Origin of the sequence: Pseudomonas sp. KU43P (genome assembly GCF_033095865.1) — a bacterium.
GTDB lineage: Bacteria > Pseudomonadota > Gammaproteobacteria > Pseudomonadales > Pseudomonadaceae > Aquipseudomonas.
Map to the genome: position 1 here is coordinate 1,889,296 of NZ_AP019365.1, position 25,907 is coordinate 1,915,202.

8 protein-coding genes and 10 pseudogenes are annotated in these 25,907 nt (G+C 67.3%); 6 read left to right on the forward strand and 12 right to left on the reverse strand.

Features of this window, described 5'->3' with window-relative positions:
- Positions 1–21: 21 nt before the first annotated feature.
- The 6 genes from KU43P_RS08610 to pvdM form a co-directional block, all read right to left on the reverse strand.
- The gene (locus tag KU43P_RS08610) at positions 22–8,565 is read right to left on the reverse strand and encodes a non-ribosomal peptide synthetase (protein WP_317662297.1); all 8,544 of its coding nucleotides are present in this window, start codon (positions 8,563–8,565) and stop codon (positions 22–24) included.
- Positions 8,565–14,924 (reverse strand): non-ribosomal peptide synthetase, encoded by a 6,360-nt coding sequence (locus KU43P_RS08615; protein ID WP_317662298.1) that lies wholly within the window; start codon positions 14,922–14,924, stop codon positions 8,565–8,567. Before KU43P_RS08615 ends, KU43P_RS08610 begins: the two co-directional genes overlap by 1 nt.
- 119 nt (positions 14,925–15,043) lie before the next feature.
- Positions 15,044–16,699, reverse strand: coding sequence for a cyclic peptide export ABC transporter (locus KU43P_RS08620; RefSeq protein WP_317662300.1), 1,656 nt, complete (start codon positions 16,697–16,699; stop codon positions 15,044–15,046).
- 73 nt (positions 16,700–16,772) lie between these two features.
- Positions 16,773–17,654: a formylglycine-generating enzyme family protein gene (locus tag KU43P_RS08625; protein ID WP_317662301.1), complete on the reverse strand. Its 882-nt coding sequence runs from the start codon at positions 17,652–17,654 to the stop codon at positions 16,773–16,775.
- A 14-nt stretch (positions 17,655–17,668) separates the two neighbouring features.
- Positions 17,669–18,940: an aminotransferase class V-fold PLP-dependent enzyme gene (locus KU43P_RS08630; protein WP_317662302.1), complete on the reverse strand. Its 1,272-nt coding sequence runs from the start codon at positions 18,938–18,940 to the stop codon at positions 17,669–17,671.
- Positions 18,941–18,957: 17 nt separating this feature from the next.
- Entirely contained in the window at positions 18,958–20,304 is a 1,347-nt protein-coding gene (gene pvdM / locus KU43P_RS08635; protein WP_317662303.1) for a pyoverdine-tailoring dipeptidase-like protein PvdM, read from the reverse strand.
- A gap of 210 nt (positions 20,305–20,514) precedes the next feature.
- Here pvdM and KU43P_RS08640 point away from each other — a divergent pair, with 210 nt between their 5' ends.
- Positions 20,515–22,143 (forward strand): PvdJ/PvdD/PvdP-like protein, encoded by a 1,629-nt coding sequence (locus KU43P_RS08640; protein WP_317662305.1) that lies wholly within the window; start codon positions 20,515–20,517, stop codon positions 22,141–22,143.
- Between the two features lie 140 nt (positions 22,144–22,283).
- On the opposite strand, the pseudogene KU43P_RS08645 reads toward KU43P_RS08640, so the two are convergent.
- Positions 22,284–22,472: pseudogene (locus KU43P_RS08645) on the reverse strand (TolC family protein); the annotation flags it as partial.
- 1 nt (position 22,473) lies between these two features.
- Here KU43P_RS08645 and KU43P_RS26985 point away from each other — a divergent pair.
- Positions 22,474–22,587, forward strand: a pseudogene (locus tag KU43P_RS26985) (hypothetical protein); the annotation flags it as partial.
- A 140-nt stretch (positions 22,588–22,727) separates the two neighbouring features.
- Here KU43P_RS26985 and KU43P_RS08650 read toward each other — a convergent pair.
- A pseudogene (locus KU43P_RS08650) lies at positions 22,728–22,916 on the reverse strand (TolC family protein); the annotation flags it as partial.
- Position 22,917: 1 nt separating this feature from the next.
- On the opposite strand from KU43P_RS08650, the pseudogene KU43P_RS26990 reads away from it, so the two are divergent.
- A pseudogene (locus KU43P_RS26990) lies at positions 22,918–23,031 on the forward strand (hypothetical protein); the annotation flags it as partial.
- Positions 23,032–23,171: 140 nt separating this feature from the next.
- Here the strand turns inward: KU43P_RS26990 and KU43P_RS08655 are convergent.
- Positions 23,172–23,360 (reverse strand): annotated as a pseudogene (locus KU43P_RS08655) (TolC family protein); the annotation flags it as partial.
- 1 nt (position 23,361) lies between these two features.
- Here KU43P_RS08655 and KU43P_RS26995 point away from each other — a divergent pair.
- Positions 23,362–23,475, forward strand: a pseudogene (locus KU43P_RS26995) (hypothetical protein); the annotation flags it as partial.
- Between the two features lie 140 nt (positions 23,476–23,615).
- Here KU43P_RS26995 and KU43P_RS08660 read toward each other — a convergent pair.
- Positions 23,616–23,804, reverse strand: a pseudogene (locus KU43P_RS08660) (TolC family protein); the annotation flags it as partial.
- 1 nt (position 23,805) lies between these two features.
- Between KU43P_RS08660 and KU43P_RS27000 the strand changes: the two are divergent.
- Positions 23,806–23,919, forward strand: a pseudogene (locus KU43P_RS27000) (hypothetical protein); the annotation flags it as partial.
- A 140-nt stretch (positions 23,920–24,059) separates the two neighbouring features.
- Here KU43P_RS27000 and KU43P_RS08665 read toward each other — a convergent pair.
- A pseudogene (locus KU43P_RS08665) lies at positions 24,060–24,248 on the reverse strand (TolC family protein); the annotation flags it as partial.
- Position 24,249: 1 nt separating this feature from the next.
- Here KU43P_RS08665 and KU43P_RS27005 point away from each other — a divergent pair.
- Positions 24,250–24,363: pseudogene (locus tag KU43P_RS27005) on the forward strand (hypothetical protein); the annotation flags it as partial.
- A gap of 140 nt (positions 24,364–24,503) precedes the next feature.
- Here the strand turns inward: KU43P_RS27005 and KU43P_RS08670 are convergent.
- Positions 24,504–25,907 (reverse strand): efflux transporter outer membrane subunit, encoded by a 1,404-nt coding sequence (locus tag KU43P_RS08670; RefSeq protein ID WP_317662306.1) that lies wholly within the window; start codon positions 25,905–25,907, stop codon positions 24,504–24,506.

Consider the following 25,907-nt stretch of genomic DNA (forward strand, 5'->3'; position numbering starts at 1 on the left):
AGAGCGCGGCCGGGCGTCGGTTCAGACGGCTGGCGCGGTCACCCTGTGCAGGCGCTCATGCAGGGCGTCGAGCAGGGCGGCATGGCCGACGATGGCGTAGTGGTCCGCGGCCAGGCGCTGGCTGGAGCGCACTGCGCGGTTCGCTTCGAAGGCCTGGGCAAAGCCGGCATCGGTACTGTCGGCCCACCAGCAATCGAGGCGTGCGGTCACCGGGGGCAAGGCATGCAGCCGCAGCGACAGGGCCTTGAGGGTCATGGCAGTGGCGAAGGTGCGCGCCAGTTCGTCGCTCGACGGCAGCCCGCTTGCCTCGGCACCAGCCAGGCTTTGTTGGATCAGCATCTGCAGCCTTGCAGCATCGGCATTGGCCGGCGCCGACAGCAGCGGCAAGCTGGCTGCAGGGAGGCCGCTGACCACCGCAAGGAAAGCCCGCAGGTCGCCCCCGCAGTCGTCCTTCAGTGCCTCGCCCGCTTCCCCCGGCACGTACGTGTCCACCAGGCCGAGCAGCTCGACCTGCTGGCCCTGGCGCTCCAACTCGCGGCCAACCAGCATGGCCAGCGTCCCGCCCAGCGACCAGCCCAGCAGGCGATACGGGCCCTGTGGCTGTTTCTGGCGGATGTACTGGGCATAGTCGATGGCCATGGCCTCCAGCGACTCGTCCTGCCACTGACGGTCGAGCAGCATGCGGTTCTGCAGGCCATAGACACTGCACAGGCCGTCCAGGCGCTGGGCCAGCGGGCGGTAGTCGAACACCGTGCCGAACCCTGCATGCAGGCAGAACAGCGGCGCCTGCTGCTCGACCTTGCGGTTGAGCAGCAGCAATGGGTCGAGCGCAGCCTGCGGCTGGTCGCTGGCCGGGCACAGCTCGGCGATGGTCGGCCGGGCGATCAGGTCGCGCAGCTTCAGGTTCAGGCCCAGTTCGGGCTGGTTGCGCAGGCGCGACAGCACCTTGAGCACGCCCAGCGAATCGCCGCCAAGTTCGAAGAAGTGATCGGTCACGCCGACCCGTTGCAGGCCCAGCACATCGGCCCAGATGGCCGCCAGGGCCCGCTGGCGCTCGTCCGCTGGCGCCTGATAAACGCGTTCTGCCAGGCTCGGCTCGGGCAGCGCACGGCGGTCGACCTTGCCGTTGGGGGTCAGGGGCAGGGCATCGAGCACCATCAACTGGGCCGGCACCATGTAGTCCGGCAGCACCTGGCGCAGGTGCTCGAGCAACGGCGCGGTAGCGCGCTCGCCCTCGCTGCGCACCACGTAGCCGACCAGTTGCTTGCCCGTGGCCGCCTCACGGGCCACCACCACGGCATCGAGCACATCGGGAATGTCGCGCAGGCGCGCTTCGATTTCGCCCAGCTCGATGCGAAAACCACGGATCTTCACTTGGTTGTCCAGGCGGCCGAGGTAGTCGAAAACGCCGTCCGGGCGCTGGCGCACCAGGTCACCCGTGCGGTACAGCCGCCCGCCGGTAGTGCTGAACGGGTCAGCGACGAAACGCTCGGCGCTCAGCCCCGGGCGGGCGTGGTAACCACGGGCCAGGCCTTCGCCGCCGATATACAGCTCGCCGGCCAGGCCCACAGGCAGCGGATTCAGGCAATCGTCGAGCACGTACAGCGTGCGGTTGCCCACCGCTTCGCCAATCGGTGCATACACCGCGTCGCAGTGTGCGCTGACGGGGGCCTTCCACAGCAGCGGGGTGACCACGGTCTCGGTCGGGCCATAGCCATTGGTGAGGTACTGGGGCTTGAGCACCTGCTTGACCCGCTCGAAGTTGGCGTCGGCCACCGCATCGCCACCGAAGCAGTAGATGCGCACCGGCGGCGGGGTGGGCTGGCCTTGGCCGTACTCAGCCAGTTGCTGCAGGTAGGCCGGTGGGAAACAGGCGATGCTGATCGCCTCGGCGTGCAGCACGTCCCAGGTCTCCTGCGGGGTCCACAGCGTATTGCCGCGAATCACCAGCTGGCCGCCGCTGATCAGGGTCGACAGCCAACGCTCCTGGGCGCCGTCGAAGGCGAACGACATGAACAGCAGCTCGCGGGTCGCCGGGCTCATCTCGTAGCGTTCGATGATGGCCTGGCAGTGCATGCGCAGCGGGCCGCGTGCCACGGCAACGCCCTTGGGGTTACCGGTGGAGCCGGAGGTGTAGATCATGTAGCTGAGCTGGTCGTCCAGGGCCTGTCGGCTGGGGCTGTGCTCGTTGAGCGACAGTGCGCAGCAGTCCAGGTCCAGGCGGCGCTGCGCCGCTATGCCAAGGCGCTCGCCGATGGCCTGCTCGGTGAGCAGCAACGCCACGTCGGCGTCGCCGATGATCCACTGCAGGCGCTCGGCGGGGTAGTCGATGTCCAGCGGCACGTAGGCGGCGCCGGCTTTCATCACGGCATAGAAGGCGACGACGGTATTCACCGAACGGCTCAGGGCAATGCCGACCCGGTCTTCGCGGCCGATGCCGCGTTCGATCAGGGTCCAGGCCAGGCGGTTGGCCTGTTGCTCGAGCTGCGCATAGGTCAGCTCGCGGCCATCACAACGTACCGCGACCTGGTCGGGGCGTTGCTCGGCGTGGCGGCCGATCAGGGCGGCCAGGTCGGGCTGATCGACAACGCTCGCCTGTGGCTGCGGTTGGGCGACGCCGACCGGCAAGCCGAGCGTGCCGACGGGGGCTTCGGGGTTGCCCAGCAGGCCGCCCAGCAGGGCCTCGTAGTGGCTGCGGATGGCCTCGACCTGGTGCACCTGGAAGTGGTCCAGGCGGTAGAGGAACTCGATGCGCAGGCGTGTATCGAGGTGCACGGCCAGGTCCATCGGGTAGTTGGTGACATCGCGCAGCTGCGCCTCGCCGAAGCGCAGGCCGGCGCTGCCAGCCGATTGCAGGCGTTCGTCGATCGGGTAGTTTTCGAACACGATGATGCTATCGAACAAGGCCTGGCCGTTGCTCTGGGCCCAGCGTTGGATGTCCGCCAGCGGGGTATGTTCGTGGTCGCGCACTTCAAGGTTGCAGGTTTGCAGTTGCTGCAGCCAGGCGTGCAGCGGTTGGGCCGGGTGCGGGGTCTGGATGATCGGCAAGGTGTTGATGAACAGCCCCAGCAGGCTGTCGGCACCCGCCAAGCTTGCCGGGCGCCCGGACACCGTGGCGCCGAAGCACACGGTCTGCTGCCCGGTGTAGCGCTGCAGCAGCAACACCCACGCGGCTTGCACCAGGGTGTTGGGGGTGACCCGCAGGCGCTGGGCCTGTTCGCGCAAGCGCTGGGTGCGTTGTTCGTCCCAGTGCAGGTACAGCGCATCGTGGCCTTGCGCGCCCGCCGCGTTGCGGGTGCCGGCGGCACCTGCCAGTTGCGTCGGCCCCTGCAGCTCGGCCAGGCGTGGCCGCCAGAAGGCCTCGCTGGTTTGTTGTGCGGGTGCCTGCAGCCAACGGATGTAGTCGCTGTAGCGGCCTTGCAAGGCCGGCAGAGGCTGCCCGGCATAGCACTGGAACAATTCACCGAGCAGGCGCGACTGGCTCCAGCCGTCCATGAGGATATGGTGGCTGGTCAGGATCAGCTGGTGGCGTTCGTCGTCCAGGCGAACCAATAGCAGGCGCAGCAAGGGCGGGGCGAGCAGGTCGAAGGGGCGACGACGCTCGGCTTCGGCGGCGGCGGCCAGGCGCACCGGGTCGATGGCCTGGCCGCGCCAGTCTTCCTCGCGGGCGTCGAGTTGGCCCTGGCGCAATACCACCTGCAGCGGCTCGCGCAGGTGCGGCGCTTGCCAGAAGGCGCTGCGCAGCATTTCGTGGCGTTCCACCAGCTGGCCCCAGGCGGCGATGAAGCGTGCCGCTTGCAGGCCCTCGACCTCGACGCTGGTCTGGTTGATGTAGAAATCACCGTCGCCGTTGTCCTGGGTGTGGAACAGCATGCCCTGCTGCACGGTGGCCAGCGGGTAGAGGTCTTCGACCTGCTCGCAGGGGAATGGCAGCGTGGCCAACTGGGCCTGGGTCAACCGCGCCAGTGGCACGTCCGAAGGGGTCAGGCCAAGGCGCTTGCCCTGGCCGCACAGCGCCACCACGGCGCGCAGTTCGCAGGCGTAGTCGTCGGCCAGTTGCTGCAGCCGGGTGGGCTCGAACATCAACGGGCTGAAGCTCCAGTTCAGGCGAAGCTCGCCGTCGAACACTTGGCCATTGAGCGCCAGCCAGTTCTGCAGCGGTGCATCCGGGTGCTGCTCGTGGCCCTTGTCTGCCGGGGTCGGGCGGAACAGGGCGCGGTCATCGCCGTTGCCACTGTCGAACTGGCCCAGGTAGTTGAAGGTGATGCGGGCGCTCGGCAGTGCCTTCAGGGCCTCGCGCAGCGCTGGGTTGGCGTAGCTGCGCAGGGCGCCGAAGAACGCGCCCTTGGCAGGCAGCGCGCGCAGCTGCTCCTTGGTGAGCATGATTGCCTCGGCCAGCGATTCGCCGGCGCTGATGCGCGCCGGGTAGAGGCTGGTCAGCCAGCCGACCGTGCGGGTCAGGTCGGCTTCGTCGTCGGCGAAGGCTTCGCGGCCATGGCCTTCGAGTTCCACCAGGTGGTCGCGGGCGCCGGTCCAGCGTTGCAGCACACGGGCCAGGGCGGCCAGCAGCAGGTCGTTGACCTGGGTGCGGTAGGCCGGCGGACAATCCTTGAGCAGGCGCGCGGTGGTGTCGGCGTCCAGGTGGGTGGTAACACGCTGGCTGTCACGCACGCGCAGCGGTGCGCCGGTGTCCAGGGCGGGGAGTGCGGTGTCGATACCGGCGCTCTGGGTTTGCCAGAACGCGTCCTCCTGCTCACCTGCAGGGCTTTGGGCATGCGCTTGCAGGCGCAGGGCCCAGTCTTTCACCGATAGCGTACGCGGTGGCAGTTCGCAGGTTTGACCGGCGCTGGCCTGGGTGTAGGCGGTGTGCAGGTCTTCGAGCAGGATGCGCCAGGACACGCCGTCCACTGCCAGGTGGTGAATCACCAGCAGCAGCTGCACTTGGCCTTCGACTTCACCCAGCACTGCCCGCAGCAGTGGGCCGCGGCTCAGGTCGAGGCTGCCCTGGGCGCGGTCGCTCAGGGCCTGCCAGGTGTCGCCGTGGCTGACGTCGAACAGCCAGAGCAGATCGTCACCCGGCGCGTGTTCATCAAAGCGTGCCTGCCATTCGCCTGGCTGCGCTGCAAAGCGCAGGCGCAGGGCGTCATGGGCAGCCACCAGGGCGTGCAGCGCCTGGCGCAGGTGGGCAGGCTCCAGCCGCTGGCTGGCGTTGAGCATCACCGATTGGTTCCAACGGTGCGCCTCGGGCATGGCTTGGGCGAAGAACTGCTGTTGCATCGGTAGCAGCAGGCTGTTGCCACGGGCCGGCAGGTGGGTGACCTGAGCCTGGTGCGGCTGGGTCTGGGTGACTTGCGCCAGGGTGCGCACGGTCTGGTGGTTGAACAGGTCCTTGGGGCTGAAGTGCAGGCCGTCGCGACGCGCCTGGCTGACCAGCTGGATGGACACGATCGAGTCGCCGCCGAGCTCGAAGAAGTTGTCGTCGATACCGACCTGCTCGCGCTTGAGCACGCGCTGCCAGAGCTGCACCAGGCGCGCCTGCAATTCATCCTCGGCGGCGCTGTAGCTGGCCTGGGGCTGGGCCTGGCCGGGTTTGGGCAGGGCCTTGCGGTCGAGCTTGCCGTTGGGGCTCAGTGGCATGGCGTCGAGGAACAGCCAGTGGTTGGGCACCATGTAGTCGGGCAGGTGGGCCAGCAGGGCCTGGCCCAGTTGCTGGCGATCTGGCGCTGGCTGGTCTGCCTTGGCGACCAGGTAGGCGACCAACTGGTTGTCCACGGCCAGTACCGCCGCTTCGTGAATGGCCGGTTGCTCCATCAGCCGCGCCTCGATCTCGCCCAGCTCGATACGCAGGCCGCGGATCTTCACCTGGTGGTCGATGCGCCCGCAGTATTCGATCACGCCGTCGGCGCGGTAGCGTGCCAGGTCGCCGGTGCGGTACATGCGTGCGCCGGGCTGGAACGGGCAGGCGACGAAGCGTTCGGCGGTGAGCGCCGGGCGCTGGTGGTAGCCGCGGGCCAGGCCCACGCCGCCCAGGTACAGCTCGCCGATGACGCCGGCAGGCTGTGGTTGCAGACCGGCGTCGAGGATCCAGCAGGCCAGGTTGGCAATCGGTGTGCCGATCGGCACGGTGGTTTTTCCTTCGTCACGGCAGGTCCAGTGGGTGACGTCGATGGCCGCCTCGGTGGGGCCGTAGAGGTTGTACAGGTGTGCTTGTGGCAGGCGTGCGAACACCTGCTGCTGGGCGTCCACCGGCAGGGCTTCGCCGCTGCAGATGATCCGCTGCAGCTGGGTGCACGTGGCGACTTGGTCGTCGAGCAGAAACGCCTGGAGCATCGAGGGCACGAAGTGCAGGGTGCTCACCTGATGCTGGTGGATCAACTGCACCAGGCGCGCCGGGTCGCGGTGGTCGCCGGGTGCTGCGATGGCCAGGCGGGCGCCGGTGATCAGCGGCCAGAAGAACTCCCACACCGACACGTCGAAGCTGAATGGCGTCTTCTGCAGCACGGTGTCGCTGGCGTCCAGGCCATAGGCCGCCTGCATCCATTGCAGGCGGTTGGCCAGGGCCTGGTGACTGTTGCCGGCGCCTTTGGGGCGACCGGTGGAGCCGGAGGTGTAGATGACGTAGGCCAACTGCTCTGGGGTGCAGGGCAGTTGCGGATCGTGCTCGGGCTGCGCTGCTTGCGAGTCGTCGAGCAGCAATACCGGCAAGTCGGCTGGCAGTGGCAGGTGTTCGCGTAGGTGCGACTGGGTCAGCAGCAGGCCGATGCCGCTGTCCTCGAACATGTAGCTCAGCCGGTCGGCGGGGTACTCCGGGTCCAGCGGCACATAGGCACCACCGGCCTTTAGGATCGCCAGCAGTCCGACCACCAGTTCCAGGCTGCGCTCGGCCGCAATGCCGACTGGGGTGTCCTGACGCACACCCTGGGCGATCAGGGCGTGGGCCAATTGGTTGGCCTGGCGGTTGAGCTGGGCGTACGTCAGCGTGGTTTCGCCGAACAGCAGCGCCGTGGCGTCCGGCGAGCGGCGCGCCTGGGCTTCGACCAGGGTATGGATCGACGGTGCGGCAGGGTAGGCGTGGGTGGTGTCGTTCCACTGTTCGAGCAGTTGCTGGCGCTCGTCATCAGCCAGCAGCACGACTTCACCGATGGCCAGTTGCGGGGCATCGACCACCTGTTCCAGCAGGCGCAGCCAGTGCTGGCCCAGGCGCTCGATGGTGGCGTGGTCGAACAGCGCGGTGGCGTAAGTAAGGCTGGCGCTCAGGCCTTGCGCGTCCTCGTGGGTGTTGAGAGTCAGGTCCAGTTGCGCGGTTTCGCCGGCCAGTGCCAGCGGCTCGATATCCAGGCCGTGGTTGCGTGCTGCGCTGCCCTGCTGGGCCGCACTGACCTGGTGGTTGAACATCACCTGGAACAGCGGGTTGTGGCTGAGGTTGCGCTGCGGTTGCAGCGCCTCGACCAGTTGTTCGAACGGCAAGTCCTGATGCGCCTGGGCCTGCAGGGTGGTGGCCTTGACCTGGTCGAGCAGTTGGCTGAACGACAGGGTCGGCTGGCACTGGCCGTCGATGACCAGGGTGTTGACGAAGTAGCCGATCAGGTCTTCGGTCTCGACCCGGTTGCGGTTGGCACTGGGCACGCCGATGCGGATGTCCCGCTGGCGCGTGTAGCGGTGCAGCAGGGCCATGAACGACGCCAGCAGCACCATGAACGGCGTGGCCTGGTGCGCGTGGGCAAGCTGGCGCACGGCCTGGGCCAGGGTGGGCGAGATCGCCAGTGGCAGGCGCGCGCCCTCGAAGCGCTGCACGCTCGGGCGCGGGCGATCCAGTGGCAGCTCCAGCACCGGCACTTCGCTGCCCAGACGCTGGCGCCAGTAGGCGAGCTGGCGCTCCTGCTCGCCGGCTTCCATCCAGTGACGCTGCCAGATGGCGTAGTCGGCGTATTGCAGCGGCAGCTCGGCCAATTGGCTGGGGTGGCCCTGGCTGAGGCGGGCGTAGCAATGGGTCAATTCCTTGACCATCACCTGCATCGAGCGGCCATCGCTGACGATGTGGTGCTGCACCAGCAGCAACACGTGATCGTCAGCGCCCAGTTGCACCAGCTCGGCGCGCAGCAAGGGCCCGTTGGCCAGGTCGAATGGCTCGCGTACCTGCTTCTGAAGGTAGCCCTGCAGGGCGGCCTCGTCGAGCACGGTCAGGTTCAACACAAGGGGGGTTGCTGCTGCGACCTGTTGGGCGACACCGAGCTCATCCTCGACGAAGCGAGTGCGCAGGCTGTCATGGCGGTGCACCAGCTGCTCCAGGCTGGCCTGCAAGGCTCGGTGGTCCAGCGTGCCGCGCAGGCGCAGAGCGCAAGGGATGTGGTAGGCGCTGGACTGGCGGTCGAACTGCCACAGGAACCACTGGCGCTGCTGGGCATAGGACAGCGGCAGGCGCACGAATTCCTCGCGCACCCGCGGGATCGGCAGGCTGGCCAGCGACAGGCCTTCCTCGCGCATTTTCTGCAGGTATTGCCGGCGCTTTTCCAGCGCCAGCAATACGAAGCGCTTGGCGATCCTCGAAGCGGTAGTGCTGTCCATCAGTGTTCCTCCATTTCGTCGAGCCAGGCTTCGAGGGTGTCGAGCTTGTGTTCATCGACCGCGGTTGTCGTGGTGTCCAGGTGAAGCGCCAGGGCTTCCAGGGTCGGGTGCTGGAACAGGTCCGGCGGGGTGAGCTCGCGGCCCAGGTCGAGTTGGATGCGCGAGACGGCATTGATCACCAGCAGCGAGTGCCCGCCCAGCTCGAAGAAGTCGTCGTCCAGGCCCACGGCCTGCACGCCCAGCACCTGCTGCCAGACGCTTGCGAGCTGCTGTTGCAAGGGGGTCTGCGGAGCACGGAAGGGCCGATCGGTATTGCTGTCGGGTGGGCCTGGCAGGGCCTTGCGATCGAGCTTGCCGTTGGGGCTCAGCGGCATGGCGTCGAGCCATACGCAGTGGGCTGGCACCATGTAGTCGGGCATCTGCGCCTTCAGCGCGGCGCGCAGGGCGGCGCTGTCGCGGGCGTGGCCGGGGTGGGCCACCACGTAGGCGAGCAGGCGCGCACCGGTCGGGCGTTGGTCCGCGATCACCACGGCCTGGCTCACGCCCGGTTGCTCCATCAGCCGTGCCTCGATCTCGCCCAGCTCGATGCGCAGGCCGCGGATCTTCACCTGGTGGTCGATGCGCCCGCAGTATTCGATCACGCCGTCGGCGCGGTAGCGTGCCAGGTCGCCGGTGCGGTACATGCGTGCGCCGGGCTGGAACGGGCAGGCGACGAAGCGTTCGGCGGTGAGCGCCGGGCGCTGGTGGTAGCCGCGGGCCAGCCCCACGCCGCCCAGGTACAGCTCGCCGATGACGCCGGCAGGCTGTGGTTGCAGGCCGGCGTCGAGGATCCAGCAGGCCAGGTTGGCAATCGGTGTGCCGATCGGCACCGCCGTCCTGCCTTCGTCGAGGCAGGTCCAGTGGGTGACGTCGATGGCCGCTTCGGTGGGGCCGTAGAGGTTGTACAGGCGTGCCTGGGGCAAGTGCTCGAACACTTGCAACTGGGCGTCCACTGGCAGGGCTTCGCCGCTGCAGATGATCCGCTGCAGCTGGGTGCACGTGGCGACCTGGCCGTCGAGCAGAAACGCCTGGAGCATCGAGGGCACGAAGTGCAGGGTGCTCACCTGATGCTGGTGGATCAACTGCACCAGGCGCGCCGGGTCGCGGTGGTCGCCGGGTGCTGCGATGGCGAGGCGGGCACCGGTGATCAGCGGCCAGAAGAACTCCCACACCGACACGTCGAAGCTGAATGGCGTCTTCTGCAGCACGGTGTCGCTGGCGTCCAGGCCATAGGCCGCCTGCATCCATTGCAGGCGGTTGGCCAGGGCCTGGTGACTGTTGCCGGCGCCTTTGGGGCGACCGGTGGAGCCGGAGGTGTAGATGACGTAGGCCAACTGCTCTGGGGTGCAGGGCAGTTGCGGATCGTGCTCGGGCTGCGCTGCTTGCGAGTCGTCGAGCAGCAATACCGGCAAGTCGGCTGGCAGTGGCAGGTGTTCGCGTAGGTGCGACTGGGTCAGCAGCAGGCCGATGCCGCTGTCCTCGAACATGTAGCTCAGCCGGTCGGCGGGATACTCCGGGTCCAACGGCACGTAGGCACCACCGGCCTTTAGGATCGCCAGCAGTCCGACCACCAGTTCCAGGCTGCGCTCGGCCGCAATGCCGACTGGGGTGTCCTGACGCACACCCTGAGCGATCAGGGCGTGGGCCAATTGGTTGGCCTGGCGGTTGAGTTGGGCGTACGTCAGCGTGGTTTCGCCGAACAGCAGCGCCGTGGCGTCCGGCGAGCGGCGCGCTTGGGATTCGACCAGGGTATGGATCGACGGCGCGGCAGGATAGACGTGAGCCGTGTCGTTCCACTGTGAAAGCAGTTGCTGGCGCTCGTCATCAGCCAGCAGCACGATTTCACCGATGGCCAGTCGCGGGGCATCGACCACCTGTTCCAGCAGGTGCAGCCAGTGCTGGCCCAGGCGGGCGATGGTGGCCGCTTCGAACAGGTCGCGGTCGTAGCTGAAACTGGCGCTCAGGCCATGAGTGCCCTGAGCGGTGGCCAGGGCCAGGTCGAACTGGGCCTGCAACGGCTGGGTGTCCAGCGCTTCAAGGCGCAGTGCACCGAGCGGCGTGGCTTCGGCGGCCTGGTGGTGGTTGTACAGCACCTGGAACAGGCCCTGTTGCGCGCCGCGCTGGGGCAGCAGGGCGTCGAGCAGTTGCTCGTAGGGCAGGTCCTGGTGGTCCTGGGCGTCGATCATCGCCTGGCGGGTCTGCGCCAGCAGCGCGGCGAACGGCAGGTCGACGGTGCATTCGGCGCGCACCACCAGGGTGTTGACGAAGAAGCCGATCAGGGGCTCGGTCTCCACCCGGTTGCGGTTGGCCGCCGGCATGCCGATGCGCAGGTCCGGCTGGCCGGTGTAACGGTGCAGCACAGCCTGCCAGGCGCTGAGCAGGACCATCGGCACGGTGGCCTGGTGGGCACTGGCAAAGCCTTGCAGGGCTTGGGCGAGCGCATCGGGCAACGTTAGCTGCAGGCGCCCGGCCGGGCGTTGCGAGTGGTCGCGGCGCGGATGGTCGCAAGGCAGTTCCAGCACCGGTTGCTCACCGCCCAGCCGTGTGCGCCAGTAGGCGAGCTGGCGCTCGCGCTCGCCAGCGTCGAGCCAGCCCCGTTGCCAGGCGGCGAAGTCGGCGTATTGCAGCGCCAGTGGCGGCAGGGCCTGGCCCTGGTAGAGCGCGCACAGCTCGCGGACCATCACCTGCATCGACCAGGCGTCGGACACGATGTGGTGCTGCACCAGCACCAGCAGGTGTTCATCGGCAGCCATGCGGGCCAACCCCACCCGCAGCAGGCGACCGCTGGCCAGGTCGAAAGGCTGGCCGAGCAGGCTGCCAACGAAGGCGTCGCGTGCGGTTTCGGGCAGGGCCTGCGCCTGCAGGTTCAGCGACCACGGGGCGAGGATCTGCTGGCGTGGTTGCGCACCGTCGAGGCTGAAGGCCGTGCGCAGGGTTTCATGGCGGGCGATCAGCTGGTCGAAGGCACGGTTCAGGGCGGCGACGTCCAACGGGCCATTCAAGTGCAGCACGCTGGGGATATGGTAAGCGGTGCTGGCCGGGTCGAGCTTCCACAACAGCCACTGGCGTTCCTGGGCGAAGGACAACGGTAGCTGTTCGCGCGTGGCCTGAGCCTCGATGAGGCTTGGCCGGGTGCTTTGCAGGTTGGCCAGCGACTGGCAGAAATCGCCCAGGCGCGGCTGGTCGAACAACAGGTGCAGGGGGAACTCCAGGGCCAGTTCGTGACGCAGGCGCGAAACCACCCGTGCCACCAGCAGCGAGTGCCCGCCGAGGGCGAAGAAGTCGTCCGCCAGCCCCACGCGCTCGGCCTTGAGCAGCTCGGCCCAGGTGGCCGCGACTTGCCGCTGCAGGGCGGTGGAGGGTGCCAGGTATTCGGCCTGTTGCGGTTGCTCGCCCAGGGGCGGCAGAGCCTTGCGGTCGAGCTTGCCGTTGGGGCTCAGCGGCATGGCGTCGAGGAACAGCCAGTGGTTGGGCACCATGTAGTCGGGCAGGTGGGCCAGCAGGGCTTGGCTCAGGTGCTGGCGATCCGGTGCTGGCTGGTTGGCCTTGTGCACCAGGTAGGCGACCAACTGGTTGTCCACGGCCAGCACGGCGGCTTCGTGAATGGCCGGTTGCTCCATCAGCCGTGCCTCGATCTCGCCCAGCTCGATGCGCAGGCCGCGGATCTTCACCTGGTGGTCGATGCGCCCGCAGTATTCGATCACGCCGTCGGCGCGGTAGCGTGCCAGGTCGCCGGTGCGGTACATGCGCTCGCCGGGCCGGAACGGGCAGACGACGAAGCGCTCGGCGGTGAGTGCCGGGCGCCGGTGGTAGCCGCGGGCCAGGCCCACGCCGCTCAGGTACAGCTCGCCGATGGCGCCGGCAGGCTGTGGTTGCAGGTTGGCGTCGAGGATCCAGCAGCCCAGGTTGGCAATCGGTGTGCCGATCGGCACGCTGGTCCTGCCCTCGTCGAGGCAGGTCCAGTGGGTGACATCGATGGCCGCTTCGGTGGGGCCGTAGAGGTTGTACAGGTGTGTTTGCGGCAGGCGTGCGAACACCTGCAACTGGGCCTCCACCGGTAGGGCCTCACCGCTGCAGATGATGCGTTGCAGGGTGCCGCAGCGCGGCATCTCGCCATCGAGCAGAAACGCCTGGAGCATCGAGGGCACGAAGTGCAGGGTGGTTACCCGGTGACGCTCGATCAGCGCCACCAGGCGTGCCGGGTCGCGGTGGTCGCCGGGTGCGGCGATGGCCAGGCGGGCGCCGGTGATCAGCGGCCAGAAGAACTCCCACACCGACACGTCGAAGCTGAACGGAGTCTTCTGCAGCACGGTGTCGCTGGCGTCCAGGCCATAGGCCGCCTGCATCCATTGCAGGCGGTTGGCCAGGGCCTGGTGACTGTTGCCGGCGCCTTTGGGGCGACCGGTGGAGCCGGAGGTGTAGATGACGTAGGCCAACTGCTCTGGGGTGCAGGGCAACTGCGGATCGTGCTCGGGCTGCGCTGCTTGCGAGTCGTCGAGCAGCAATACCGGCAAGTCGGCTGGCAGCGGCAGGTGTTCGCGTAGGTGCGACTGGGTCAGCAGCAGGCCGATGCCGCTGTCCTCGAACATGTAGCTCAGCCGGTCGGCGGGGTACTCCGGGTCCAACGGCACGTAGGCACCACCGGCCTTTAGGATCGCCAGCAGTCCCACCACCAGTTCCAGGCTGCGCTCGGCCGCAATGCCGACTGGGGTGTCCTGACGCACACCCTGGGCGATCAGGGTGTGGGCCAATTGGTTGGCCTGGCGGTTGAGTTGGCCGTAGCTCAGTTGCGTGTCGCCGAACACCAGCGCAATGGCGTCCGGGGTGCTGCGTACCTGGGCTTCGACCAGGGCGTGGATCGACGGCGTGGCAGGGTAGGCATGAGCAGTGGCATTCCAGCCTTCCTGCTGCTGTCGATGCTGGGCGGTGGCCTGCAGCTGCAGTTCGCCGAGCGCGCAGTGGGGGTTGTCGAGCATGGCCTGCAGCAGCGCCAGCCAGTCCTGGCCCAGGCACTGGGCGGTGGCAGCCTCGAACAGTGCAGCGTCGTACTCCAGGGTGATGCGCAACTGCTCGCGGCCCGCCTGCACGTTGAGGCTGAGGTCGAACTTGGCGTTGGCAGGCGCGCTCGGCAGCGGCTCGATGCGCAAGCCGGCGAAGCCCGGCGTGGCCTGTTCGGCGTTGTCGCTGGTCCAGTTGAACAGGCAATGGAACAGTGCACCGCTGGCGCCCTGGCGCTGTTCGGCCAGCACCTGCTCCAGCGGGTGGTCGGCGTGCTCGAGGCAGGCCAGGGCGTGGCGACGGACCTGATCGAACAGGCCGGCCACGGTCTGCCGCGGGTCGAGGCGGGCGCGGTGGATCTGGCTGTTGACGAAGTAGCCGATCAGCGCCTGCACCTGCTCCTGGTTACGCCCGGCATTGGGCACGCCGAGGATGAAATCGTCCTGGCCGCTGCGCCGGCCGAGCACCAGCTGCCAGGCCGCCAGCAGCACCATGAACGGTGTCAGGCCATGGGTCCGGCAAGCGGCCTGAAGCTGGTTGAACAGCGCTGGCGATACGGTCCATTCACAGGTTCCGGCAGCCACCGGCGGCAAGCTGTTCCGTGGATGGTCGGTGGGCAGTTCGAGCAGGCGGATGCCGCCTTGCAGATAGTCGCGCCAGTAGTTCGCGGCTTGGGCATGCGCCGGGCTGGTCAGGTAGGCGCCGCGCTGCCAGTGGGCGAAGTCGTGGTACTGCACGGCCGGGCGCGGCAAGGCGTGCCCGCTGGCGTATGCCTGCGCCAGGTCGCGCAACAGCAACGGGTTGGACCAGGCATCACTGATGCTGTGGTGGCTGGTCAGCGTCAGCACATGGCGATCGGTGTCCAGCTGGTACAGGCAGGCGCGCAGCAGCGGTGCCTGGGCGAGATCGAACGGGGTGCTGGCGTCCGCTTCCAGCGCCGTTTGCAACACGGCTTGCGGTTGGCCGCGCAGGTCGACGCTACGCAGGTTCAGGCGTGCCTCGCGCTCTACCAGCAGGCGCGGCTGGCCCTGCACCTCGGCAATGCGCGAGCGCAGGATGTCATGCCGATCGATCACACGGTCCAGGGCCTGCTGCAGGTCGGCTGGGCGCAACGCACCGTGCAGCACGAAGGCACGCGGCTGGTTGTAGGTGGCGGCGTTGGGGTCCAGCTGGGCGAGCAGCCAGAGTTGTTCCTGGGCGAAGGACAGCGGGGCGTCTTCGCAGCCTTTGGCAACGATGCCGGCTGGGGTGGCGGTGGGCTCGTCGAGCTCGCAGAGCAGGGCCAGCAGCGCGTCATCGGTCGATTGGTCGTGGAAGGTCATCTCGGTCTCGCCATCACTGGAGAATTAAGCGTATTGAGAGAGACGAAGGTGCAGCGGGGTGATTTAGGCGGGCGGCGAAACAGCCGCACCCGGCGCGCACGGGGCGCGCCAGGTGGGGCTCAGGCGAGGGCGGGGGCGGGTTCGATCAGCACGTTGCCTGCCTGCAGGCGCACCAACTGATCGGCGATGTCGAAGTAACGGTCGTCGTGGGAGATGACGATGATGGTCTTGCCCAGGCGCTTGAGGTCGGGCAGCAGCTCGGTATAGAAAATGCGTCGGAAGGTCGGGTCCTGGTCGGCGGCCCATTCGTCGAACACCAGTACCGGGCGTTCCTCGAGCCAGGCGTTGATCAGCGCCAGGCGCTTGCGCTGGCCGGTGGACAGGTCGGTGGTGCTGAACGCGCCGCCCTCCACCTTGACCTTGTGGGCGATCTCCAGGCGTTCGAGGTAGCGGTTGGCATCGTCGGGGATGTGCGTGTCGCCCTGCACCACGTCATCGAACAGGTAGTAGTCGGCGAACACCGTGGTGAACAGCTGGCGGTAGTCGTCGCGCTGGGCGGCGTCGATGGCCTGGCCGTTGAGCAGGATCTGCCCGCGCTGCGGCGGGTACAGGCCCAGCAGCAGCTTGATCAGGGTGGTCTTGCCGCAACCGTTCTCGCCGACCACGAAGACGATGTCGCCTTGGGCGATGCGCAGGTTCACCGGGCCTACCTGGAACGGCTGGGCGCCTGGGCTGGGCTGGTAGGCGTAGCTCACCTCGCGCAGCTCCAGGCTGTCGACCGCCACCGGCTTGTTGCCGTGGTCTTCCAGCAGCAGGTGCGGTTCGGGCGAAGAGAACTGCTCGGACAGCTCGGCGATGCGGCGGAAGGCGATCTGCGCCCGGCTGACCACCGGCAAGGTGCCGATCAGATGCTCCAGCGGGCCTTTCATGTACAGCAGCACCAGCACGAACCCGCTGATAGCCTTGGGCTCGGCACTCGGCCAGAGGAACTGCAGGGTCAGGCCAAGGCCGATGACCACGAAGAACAACATCGAGCCGAAGCTCTTGGCGATCACGAAGGTGTTGATCGAGCGCACCTGGGTGGCGCAGATCTCGTCGGCAGTGTCCTGGATGCCCTGGCGGAACATGCGCTGGCGTCGCGGGCGGTGGATGCGCAGTTCCTTGGCGCCTTCGGCCACCGCGTGGTAGTGCTTCTGCAACCGGTCTTCGGCTTCGCGTGCGGCCATGAAGCCCTTGATGCCGCGGCCGCGGGCAATGTACTGGATGACGCTGCCGATGCCGATCGCCAGCAGCATCATCAGGAACATCGGCAGCGACAGCGTGGCCAGGTAACCCAGGCAACCGAGGGTCACGGTCAGCGAGATGGCCAGCGGCGCAAAGGCGAAGGCGAAGTCGCTGATGGTGTCGACGTCGTGGGTGAGCACCGGGATCAGCCGGTGGCTGCGAAAGCGCTCGATCTGCTCGATGGGCGCCGACAGCACTTTCTCGCCCAGGGCTTTGCGCAGCTTGGCAATGATGTGCTGGCCGACGTAGTTGGTGCCGATGTCCGAGCAGATGGAGCTGGCCAGGGCCAGTGCGCATAGGCCGGCAAAGCCCAGCACCACGCTGTTGCTCAGGCCGCCCTCGGCGTGCAGGCCGCTGTTGATGGTGGCCAGCAGCGCGGTGACGCTGAGGCCACCGACCATGCCCATGGCAATGGACAGGCTGACGATCGGCCAGAAGGGTTTGAGCAGGATGAACAGCTCGCTCAGGGCCCCGCGGGGTTTGGAGGTCATGATGGATTCCTGGATCAGAGGCGTGAGTACACCGTTAGGACGAGTGGCCCGAAAGGCAATTTAAGTGCTGGCCCTACAGCTCCCGAACCACCCGAAAGCCCAGCCAGTCGCCCAGGCGGCCGGGGGTATTGGTGTTGCGGTTGCCCGAGCGGGAGAAGATCGGCGCCTCGCCCCAGTCGTTGCCGCGGATGCTCACGACCTTGCAGCTGCCTTCGGCGCGGTGGGCCTGGCCCCAGGCACTGCCGTCGGCGGGCGCGCCCTGGTAGCTGTTGTGGTAGCAGTCGGCGACCCATTCGTAGACGTTGCCGTGCATGTCGTAAACGCCGAAGGCATTGGCCGGGAAGCTGCCCACCGGCGAGCTGAAGCTGAAGCCGTCCTTGGGGCCGTAGACGTTGGCGTGCTGGCTGATTTCCAGGGTGGCGTCAGGGTCGAGCGGGAAGGGGAACATGCCGTTGCTGCCGCCACGGGCGGCGTATTCGCGCTCGGCCTCGTTGACCATGCGGTAGTGCTTGCCGGTCTTCTTCGACAGCCAGGCCACGTAGTCCTGCACGTCGTGGTAGCTCATGCACACCGCCGGTTGCCGCGGGCCTTGCTTGTAGCTGGGCTTGCTGGCGGTGCAGCGCCGGCCGGGGCGCTCGTCGCCGTCTTCGATGCGGGTGCCGCTGGCCTTGAGGTAGGCGTCCCACTCCCCGGCGGTGACCTGGAAGCGGCTGATGGCGAAGGGCTTGGCGAAGGTCACCGGGTGCTGCGGGCCTTCGTCGTCCTGGCGGCCCATTTCGTCGGGCGGGGTGCCCATGGTGAAGGTGCCGGCGGGCAGCACCACCATTTCCGGGCAGAGCGTGTCGCAGTCACGGAACACGTTGCCGGGGCTGTCGACGGTTGGCGCAGCCAGGGCCGGCAGGCTGCAGGTGGCCAGCAGGGCGGCCAGGGTCAGGCGGTTCAGGGGAGCAGTCATGGGCAATGCCTTGTTCACAGGTTGCGAGTGATCAGGGCCATGGCCCGATCGATCTGCTGCTCGTCGTTGAGCAGGCTGGGGGCCAGGCGAATCACCGGGCCGACGTCGCGGTACACGGCGTCGCACATCACCTTGTTGGCGGTGAGGTCGGCGGCGACGGCGTCGACGTTGCGGTCCTTGATGCGGAAGAAGGTGAAGCCTGCGCTATGGCGTTCGCTGCGCGGGGTCACCAGCTGGATCTGGCGGTGCTCGGTGAGGCGCTCTTTGAGCAGGCTGTTGAGCTGGTGGATGCGTTGCTGCACGTCGGCCTTGCCCAGCTCCAGGTGCAGCTTGAAGGCTTCGCCGGCAGCCCAGCGGTGTTCGAAGGCGTGGTAGCCGCCTGGGGTCATGATGGTGGCGAAGTCTTCGTCGCGGGAGAAGGTGGCGAAGGTCGGCGTCAGGTGCTCCATGCCGGTGGAGGCGGCGCAGATGATGCCGGTGCCGCGTGGGCCGAACATCCATTTGTGGGTGCCGGCGATGAAGTAGTCGCAGTTGAAGTCGGCGAAGCGTGCGTTCTCCACGCCGAAGCCGTGCACGCCGTCGACCACGTAGAGGATGCGCTCGGCTTCGCTGCGGTTGCGATTGTGCTGGCGCACCAGCGCGCCGATCTCGCCCACCGGCAGCTTGACGCCACTGCCGGAGTGCACCCAGGTCATGCCCAGCACCCGGGTCTGAGGGCCGATGGCGTTGTCCAGGGTGCTCAGGACCTGGTCGGTGGACACCGTCCAGGGGTCGTCGAACAGGCGGATCTTGCGCACTGCCGTGCCCTGGCGCTGGGTGCGGAAGGCCAGTGCCTTGTGGGTGGAGTAGTGCTCGTGCTCGGTGACCAGGATTTCCTGGTCGGCGCCTACCTTGAGGCCGCCGTAGATCATCGCCAGGCCCTCGGTGGTGCTTCCGGTCAGGGCGACCTGGCGAGGCTGCACCTCCAGGTAGCGCCCGGCCCATTCACGCACTTCGTCCTCGCGCTTCCATTCGTACTGGCTTTCCCAGTCCATCAGCGCGGCGGGGTTGCGGTCGAGGTCGGCGCGGTGGCGATCGATCGCCGCCTGCACCGGGCGCGGGTGGGCGGTGACCAGGAAGTTGGCGAAATGCGCCACCTGTGGGTCGAGCGCAAACAGCGTGCGCAGGTTGCGCCATTTGTCTGCGCCCGTGAGCGGGGTGTCGGTGCTGGCCAGGGCATTGGGCAGCAGGGGCAGGCCGGCGGCCAGCAGGCCGGCCTGTTTGAGGAAGGTGCGGCGGTTGCTCATGGTAAGGCGGGCTCGCTTCAGCGGTTGGCGACGGGGAGGGCGGCTTTTTGCACTTGGGCCCAGGCGCGCAGGAAGTTGCCCGCCCAGAGTTTGGCGATGTCGGCTTCGCTGTAGCCGCGGGTGAGCAGCTCGGCGGTGACATTGCGGATCTCGCTGACGTCCTTCCAGCCGTCCAGGCCGCCGCCGTCGTTGAAGTCCGAGGCGATGCCGACGTGGTCGATGCCAACCTTCTTCACTGTGTAGTCGATGGCGTCGACATACTGCTTGAGGGTGGCCTTGGGCTCTTCGTCGAGGATGCTGTAAAGCGAGCTTGCGTACTCGCCGAAGCGGGCTTCTGGCCAGATCGCAATCACCGCGTCGCCCGGCATCAGGGCATTGGCCAGACCTTGCAGGGGTTGCAGATCGAAGCGCGCCCGCAGGGCGTCGAGCTTGTCCACCACCGGTTGGGTCAGGGGTTTGAGGTACTGGCCGAAACCGACCACCTGGATCACGCCGCCGCTGTCCTTGATCAGCTGCATTTCCTTGTCGGAAAGGTTGCGCGGGATGTCCACGAAGGCCCGCGGTGCCGAGTGCGAGGCCACCAGCGGCGCGCGCGACAGGCGGGCGACGTCTTCCAGGGCGAGGGTGGACATCTGCGAGACGTCGATGATCACGCCCAGGTCGTTCAGGCGCTTGACCGCCTGCTCGCCCAGTGGTGACAGGCCGCCCAGCGCGTCGGCAGTGTCGTTGAAGAACGGCAGCGGTCGCGAGGAGTCGGCCCAATCGTTGTTGCCGACATAGCTGAAGCCGAACATGCGCATGCCGCGTGCGGCCCACAGGTCGAGCTGCGACAAGTCGTGGCCCAGCGGGTAGGCGTTGAGCATGCTGATGAAGATGGCGAACTTGCCTTCGCCGTTCAGGCGCCGGAAGTCGTCGGGGGTGTAGGCGATGCCGACCTGGTTGGGGAAGTCACGGACCATGCCGGTGATGATCTTGTAGCGCGCTTCCTGCTCTTGCCGGGCGGCGTCGACGAAGCCTGCGGTGGGGCGGTGCGGGGCATTGGCGCCGTTCCAGATTTCCGGCCAGCCGAACACCGTCAGGGCCGCGCCCGACAGACGCCCGCGGTTGGCCTTGGCCAGGTCGAACTGGCCAGGGCCGTCCTTGTCCGCTTCGTGGCCGGCGCTGCCCAGCGCCAGCGGCACGGTGACGTGGCTGTCGAACGAGAGCATGTGGTCGTGCAGCGCCTCGGCCTGCTGGACGATCTTCAGCGGGTAGCCTGCGTGCAGGTGGCGCCAGTAGAAGTAACCGGCGGCACTCCCCAGGGCGACCGTCAGGGCCAGGGGAAGGCCAATGTACAGGGCTTTGCGGGAGCGGGTCTTGGTCATTGCCATCTCGTTGCGCGTTGATCGGGTGGGCCTTGCGCCGCAGCGGCTGGGCACGGCCAGGGCTTGGGTATGAGGTTGAACGAACGACGACGGGGCAAATTTATCGACGACGCTGCTGCGTGCCGGCCCGTTAAATTTCGCTGCGCGGGCAACGTTCTAGCCTTGGACAGGCCGTGCTTCATGGCCGCAACGAATGCTCAGGTAGTGGCAATGACGATTTCTCGACGCGGGTTCATCGCCGGTGTGGCATTGACGGGCGTGGTAGTACCCGGTGCGCTCTATGCGCGGCACGTGCAGCGCCAGCAGTTCGACGAGCAGTTCCCGGAAACCCCGGGCGAGGCCGTGGTGGAACTGGCCGATGCACCCCTGCAGCAGTTGGGCGATACCTTGCGCGGGATCTGGCGCTGGACCTGCCATGGCGAAGATGCCGGCCTGCAAGGCTTACCTGAGGGTGAGCTGGAGCTGCTGCTGGACGTGGCGCCGAGTGGGCGCGGTCTGCGCGGCTACCTGGACACGCCCGAGCGCCTGCGCAGCGAACAGGCGCCACGCTACCGGGTACTGGGCGACTTGCTGACGGACAAGCCCGGCACCTTGCGCTGGCGCCTGTTTGCCACCCAAGCCGGCGACGATCAGGCCCACTATGAGTGCCAGGTGGTGCTCGACGAAGCCTGGGGCGGCCTTGGCAATGCCGGGCCGGCCAGCCTCAACGGGCGGATTGCCCGGCTCGACCGGGCACTGACGCTGCCGTTGCAGGACAATCAGTTCCTGGCGGTTAAGCGCACCTTCCCCGAACCCCGGGAAACGACTCCTTTGTCACCCGCCCTGCTGGCCTGGTTGGTGGCGCCGGAGCATCGGCTGTTCCATCAGTTGTGGCATGCGTCGCGTGACAAGTGGCACAAGCTGGACAAGGACAAGCAGGCGTCACTGCGTGGCCTGGGCTGGCAGCCGGGGCCGCGTGACCAGGAGCGCGATGCCCGTGGCCGGCACAAGGATCGCAACGGCTCGGGGGTCGACTTCTTCTTCATGCACCGGCACATGCTGCGCGCCGCCCGTGCCCTGCAGGACCTGCCATCGTGGCCGCGCTTTCCGTTACCGCAGCCGGAGCTCGAGCGCGACCGTGCCGGTTTCGTGCGTTACTTCGACAACCAGGATGGCAATGCCTTGCCGCCCACCTGGCTGGCGCCGAGCGATGCGCAGTACACCCAGTGGGTGCGCGACATCAAGACGCCCGATACCTATCACGGCAATTTTCAGGTGTGGGAGTCGCGCTACAGCGACCCGCACTACCTGAGCACGCTGACCCTTGGCCAGTTCGGCTCGGAGATGGAGCTGGGCCTGCATGACTGGTTGCACATGCGTTGGGCCTCGGTGCCGCGTGACCCGTCCAATGGCATGCCAGTGCCGTTCGCGCGTGCGCCGGAGGACTTCGCGGCACGCTGGTTCGAGGCGCAGAACGACTTTCTGGGCGACCCGTTTTCATCCCATGTGAACCCGGTGTTCTGGCATTTTCATGGCTGGATCGATGACCGCATCGAGGATTGGTTCAGGGCCCACGAGCGTTTGCACCCGGGCCAGGTCCGGCGCACCGAAGTCAATGGCGTGCCGTGGTTCGCCAAAGGGCCGTGGGTCGAGGTGGCCGACCCTTGGTTGGGGCCGGATACCCATGGTTGCTCGACGGTGCCGGGGCTGAGGCCGGGGCGCAGTGTGGAGATGGACCCGGAAACCATGAAGCTGGCGTTGCGGATCATTTTTGGTGATGACGACCTGTTTGCCAGGTTGAAGCCGAAGGTGCCACAGCGGCCTTGGTATGCGCGCAATCTGAAACTGGCAAAACGCTGAGAGCAGATGCCACGCCGCCCCGCGATCCCTGTGGGAGCCGGCTTGCCGGCGATAGGGCCCTGACAGGCTAACCGGCTTTGCCTGCTCCGGCCTCATCGCCGGCAAGCCGGCTTCCACAGCCGGTCATGGGCAACGCGGTATCAGCGCTCGACCTGCCAGCCTCCACCCAGCGCTTTGTACAACGCCACGCTCCCTTGCATCCGAGCCAGCCGCAACTGCGCCTGTTGGTCCTGGGCCAGGTACAGCGTGCGCTGGGTCTCCAGCACGCTCAGCAAAGTTTCCGCCCCAGCGCCATAGCGCTGCTGCGCCAGGTCGAAGGCCTGCCGTGCCATGAAGCTGGCGTTGCGGATCATTTTTGGTGATGACGACCTGTTTGCCAGGTTGAAGCCGAAGGTGCCACAGCGGCCTTGGTATGCGCGCAATCTGAAACTGGCAAAACGCTGAGAGCAGATGCCACGCCGCCCCGCGATCCCTGTGGGAGCCGGCTTGCCGGCGATAGGGCCCTGACAGGCTAACCGGCTTTGCCTGCTCCGGCCTCATCGCCGGCAAGCCGGCTCCCACAGCCGGTCATGGGCAACGCGGTATCAGCGCTCGACCTGCCAGCCTCCACCCAGCGCTTTGTACAACGCCACGCTCCCTTGCATCCGAGCCAGCCGCAACTGCGCCTGTTGGTCCTGGGCCAGGTACAGCGTGCGCTGGGTCTCCAGCACGCTCAGCAAAGTTTCCGCCCCAGCGCCATAGCGCTGCTGCGCCAGGTCGAAGGCCTGCCGTGCCATGAAGCTGGCGTTGCGGATCATTTTTGGTGATGACGACCTGTTTGCCAGGTTGAAGCCGAAGGTGCCACAGCGGCCTTGGTATGCGCGCAATCTGAAACTGGCAAAACGCTGAGAGCAGATGCCACGCCGCCCCGCGATCCCTGTGGGAGCCGGCTTGCCGGCGATAGGGCCCTGACAGGCTAACCGGCTTTGCCTGCTCCGGCCTCATCGCCGGCAAGCCGGCTTCCACAGCCCGTCATGGGCAACGCGGTATCAGCGCTCGACCTGCCAGCCTCCACCCAGCGCTTTGTACAACGCCACGCTCCCTTGCATCCGAGCCAGCCGCAACTGCGCCTGTTGGTCCTGGGCCAGGTACAGCGTGCGCTGGGTCTCCAGCACGCTCAGCAAAGTTTCCGCCCCAGCGCCATAGCGCTGCTGCGCCAGGTCGAAGGCCTGCCGTGCCATGAAGCTGGCGTTGCGGATCATTTTTGGTGATGACGACCTGTTTGCCAGGTTGAAGCCGAAGGTGCCACAGCGGCCTTGGTATGCGCGCAATCTGAAACTGGCAAAACGCTGAGAGCAGATGCCACGCCGCCCCGCGATCCCTGTGGGAGCCGGCTTGCCGGCGATAGGGCCCTGACAGGCTAACCGGCTTTGCCTGCTCCGGCCTCATCGCCGGCAAGCCGGCTCCCACAGCCGGTCATGGGCAACGCGGTATCAGCGCTCGACCTGCCAGCCTCCACCCAGCGCTTTGTACAACGCCACGCTCCCTTGCATCCGAGCCAGCCGCAACTGCGCCTGTTGGTCCTGGGCCAGGTACAGCGTGCGCTGGGTCTCCAGCACGCTCAGCAAAGTTTCCGCCCCAGCGCCATAGCGCTGCTGCGCCAGGTCGAAGGCCTGCCGTGCCATGAAGCTGGCGTTGCGGATCATTTTTGGTGATGACGACCTGTTTGCCAGGTTGAAGCCGAAGGTGCCACAGCGGCCTTGGTATGCGCGCAATCTGAAACTGGCAAAACGCTGAGAGCAGATGCCACGCCGCCCCGCGATCCCTGTGGGAGCCGGCTTGCCGGCGATAGGGCCCTGACAGGCTAACCGGCTTTGCCTGCTCCGGCCTCATCGCCGGCAAGCCGGCTTCCACAGCCGGTCATGGGCAACGCGGTATCAGCGCTCGACCTGCCAGCCTCCACCCAGCGCTTTGTACAACGCCACGCTCCCTTGCATCCGAGCCAGCCGCAACTGCGCCTGTTGGTCCTGGGCCAGGTACAGCGTGCGCTGGGTCTCCAGCACGCTCAGCAAAGTTTCCGCCCCAGCGCCATAGCGCTGCTGCGCCAGGTCGAAGGCCTGCCGTGCCATGAAGCTGGCGTTGCGGATCATTTTTGGTGATGACGACCTGTTTGCCAGGTTGAAGCCGAAGGTGCCACAGCGGCCTTGGTATGCGCGCAATCTGAAACTGGCAAAACGCTGAGAGCAGATGCCACGCCGCCCCGCGATCCCTGTGGGAGCCGGCTTGCCGGCGATAGGGCCCTGACAGGCTAACCGGCTTTGCCCGCTCCGGCCTCATCGCCGGCAAGCCGGCTTCCACAGCCGGTCGTGCGCAACGCGGTATCAGCGCTCGACCTGCCAGCCTCCACCCAGCGCTTTGTACAACGCCACGCTCCCTTGCATCCGAGCCAGCCGCAACTGCGCCTGTTGGTCCTGGGCCAGGTACAGCGTGCGCTGGGTCTCCAGCACGCTCAGCAAAGTTTCCGCCCCAGCGCCATAGCGCTGCTGCGCCAGGTCGAAGGCTTGCCGTGCCTGCAGCACTTCCTCGTCCTGCCATTGACGCTGGGCGTCCACCCCGTGGATGGCGTTGAGGGCCTTTTCGACATCCGCGAAGCCGGCGAGGATGCTACTGCGGTAGGCCTCCAGCAATTCGTCATGCTCGGCCTCGGCCAGTTGCTTGGAAGCGCGCAGTCGGCCGTTGTTGAACACCGGTGCGACGAGGCCAGCAGTCAGTGTGTAGTAGGACGTGTCGAAAACCTCGGCGAAGGTATTGGCGCCGGTGCCCAGGTTGGCGCCGAGGGTCAGTTTGGGCAGCATCGCCGCTCGTGCCACTTGCACGTTGGCACTGGCGGCGGCCAGGCGTGCCTCGGCGGCGGCGATGTCCGGGCGCCGGGCCAGCAGTTCGCTGGGCACGCCACTGCCGATGGCCGGCCATTGAACGCTGGCGATGGTTTGCCGGCTGGCAGGTAGTGCCTGCACCGGGTCGCCGAGCAGCGTGGCCAGGGTCACGCGGCTGTCCTGCAGTTGTTGTTCGACCCGCGGCAGTTGGCGCTGCTGAGCGGCCACCAGGCTACGCTGCTGGGCCAGCTCCAGGCGCGTGGCCGAACCGGCGCGTTCGCGGCTTTCGACCAAGTGCAGCACGTCGCGGGCATTGCTCAGGTTGAGTTGGGCGATGCGCAGTTGTTCGGCCAGGGCCAGGCCTTGCAAGTAGCTGTCGGCCACGGCGCTGACCAGGGTCAGCTCCACTGTCTGGCGGTCGAAGCGGCTGGCATCGAGGTCGTGCAGCGCGCTGGCCCGGGCTGCGCGCAGGCCACCCCAGAAGTCGAGTTCGTAACTGGCACTGAGCTGGGTGCCGAACGCCGTGTAGGTCGGTTCGCGGCGGCTCACGTCCAGTTGGTCGGCGCCGTTACCGTGCAGCAGGCGCTGGCGGCTGCCATCCACGCCCACTTGCAGTTCCGGCAGCAGCGGCGCGCCGGCGATCACGGCGCGGGCTTGGGCCTGGCGGACCCGCGCCGTGGCGGCGGCCAGGTCATGGGCATTGCGCCGGGCGCGTTCGATCAACTGGTCAAGCTCCGGGCTGGCGAAGGCTTGCCACCAGGTTGACGATGGCAGCTCCAGGTTCGAGGCGGCCGTTTCGCCTTGCCAGTGCAGCGGTGCTGCGATGCCGCTGGCGGGCGGTGGCGGCGTACTGCAGGCGGCGAGGCCCAGGCACAGGGTCAACAGGCTGATGCGGCTTGGCATTGTCAT

Bases quoted from the DNA above. Each gene is read 5' to 3' on its own strand.
- pvdM (WP_317662303.1), bottom strand. From the start codon at position 20,304: ATGACCAAGACCCGCTCCCGCAAAGCCCTGTACATTGGCCTTCCCCTG.
- KU43P_RS08640 (WP_317662305.1), top strand. From the start codon at position 20,515: ATGACGATTTCTCGACGCGGGTTCATCGCCGGTGTGGCATTGACGGGC.
- KU43P_RS08625 (WP_317662301.1), bottom strand. From the start codon at position 17,654: ATGACTGCTCCCCTGAACCGCCTGACCCTGGCCGCCCTGCTGGCCACC.
- KU43P_RS08620 (WP_317662300.1), bottom strand. From the start codon at position 16,699: ATGACCTCCAAACCCCGCGGGGCCCTGAGCGAGCTGTTCATCCTGCTC.
- KU43P_RS08670 (WP_317662306.1), bottom strand. From the start codon at position 25,907: ATGACAATGCCAAGCCGCATCAGCCTGTTGACCCTGTGCCTGGGCCTC.
- KU43P_RS08615 (WP_317662298.1), bottom strand. From the start codon at position 14,924: ATGACCTTCCACGACCAATCGACCGATGACGCGCTGCTGGCCCTGCTC.
- KU43P_RS08630 (WP_317662302.1), bottom strand. From the start codon at position 18,940: ATGAGCAACCGCCGCACCTTCCTCAAACAGGCCGGCCTGCTGGCCGCC.
- KU43P_RS08610 (WP_317662297.1), bottom strand. From the start codon at position 8,565: ATGGACAGCACTACCGCTTCGAGGATCGCCAAGCGCTTCGTATTGCTG.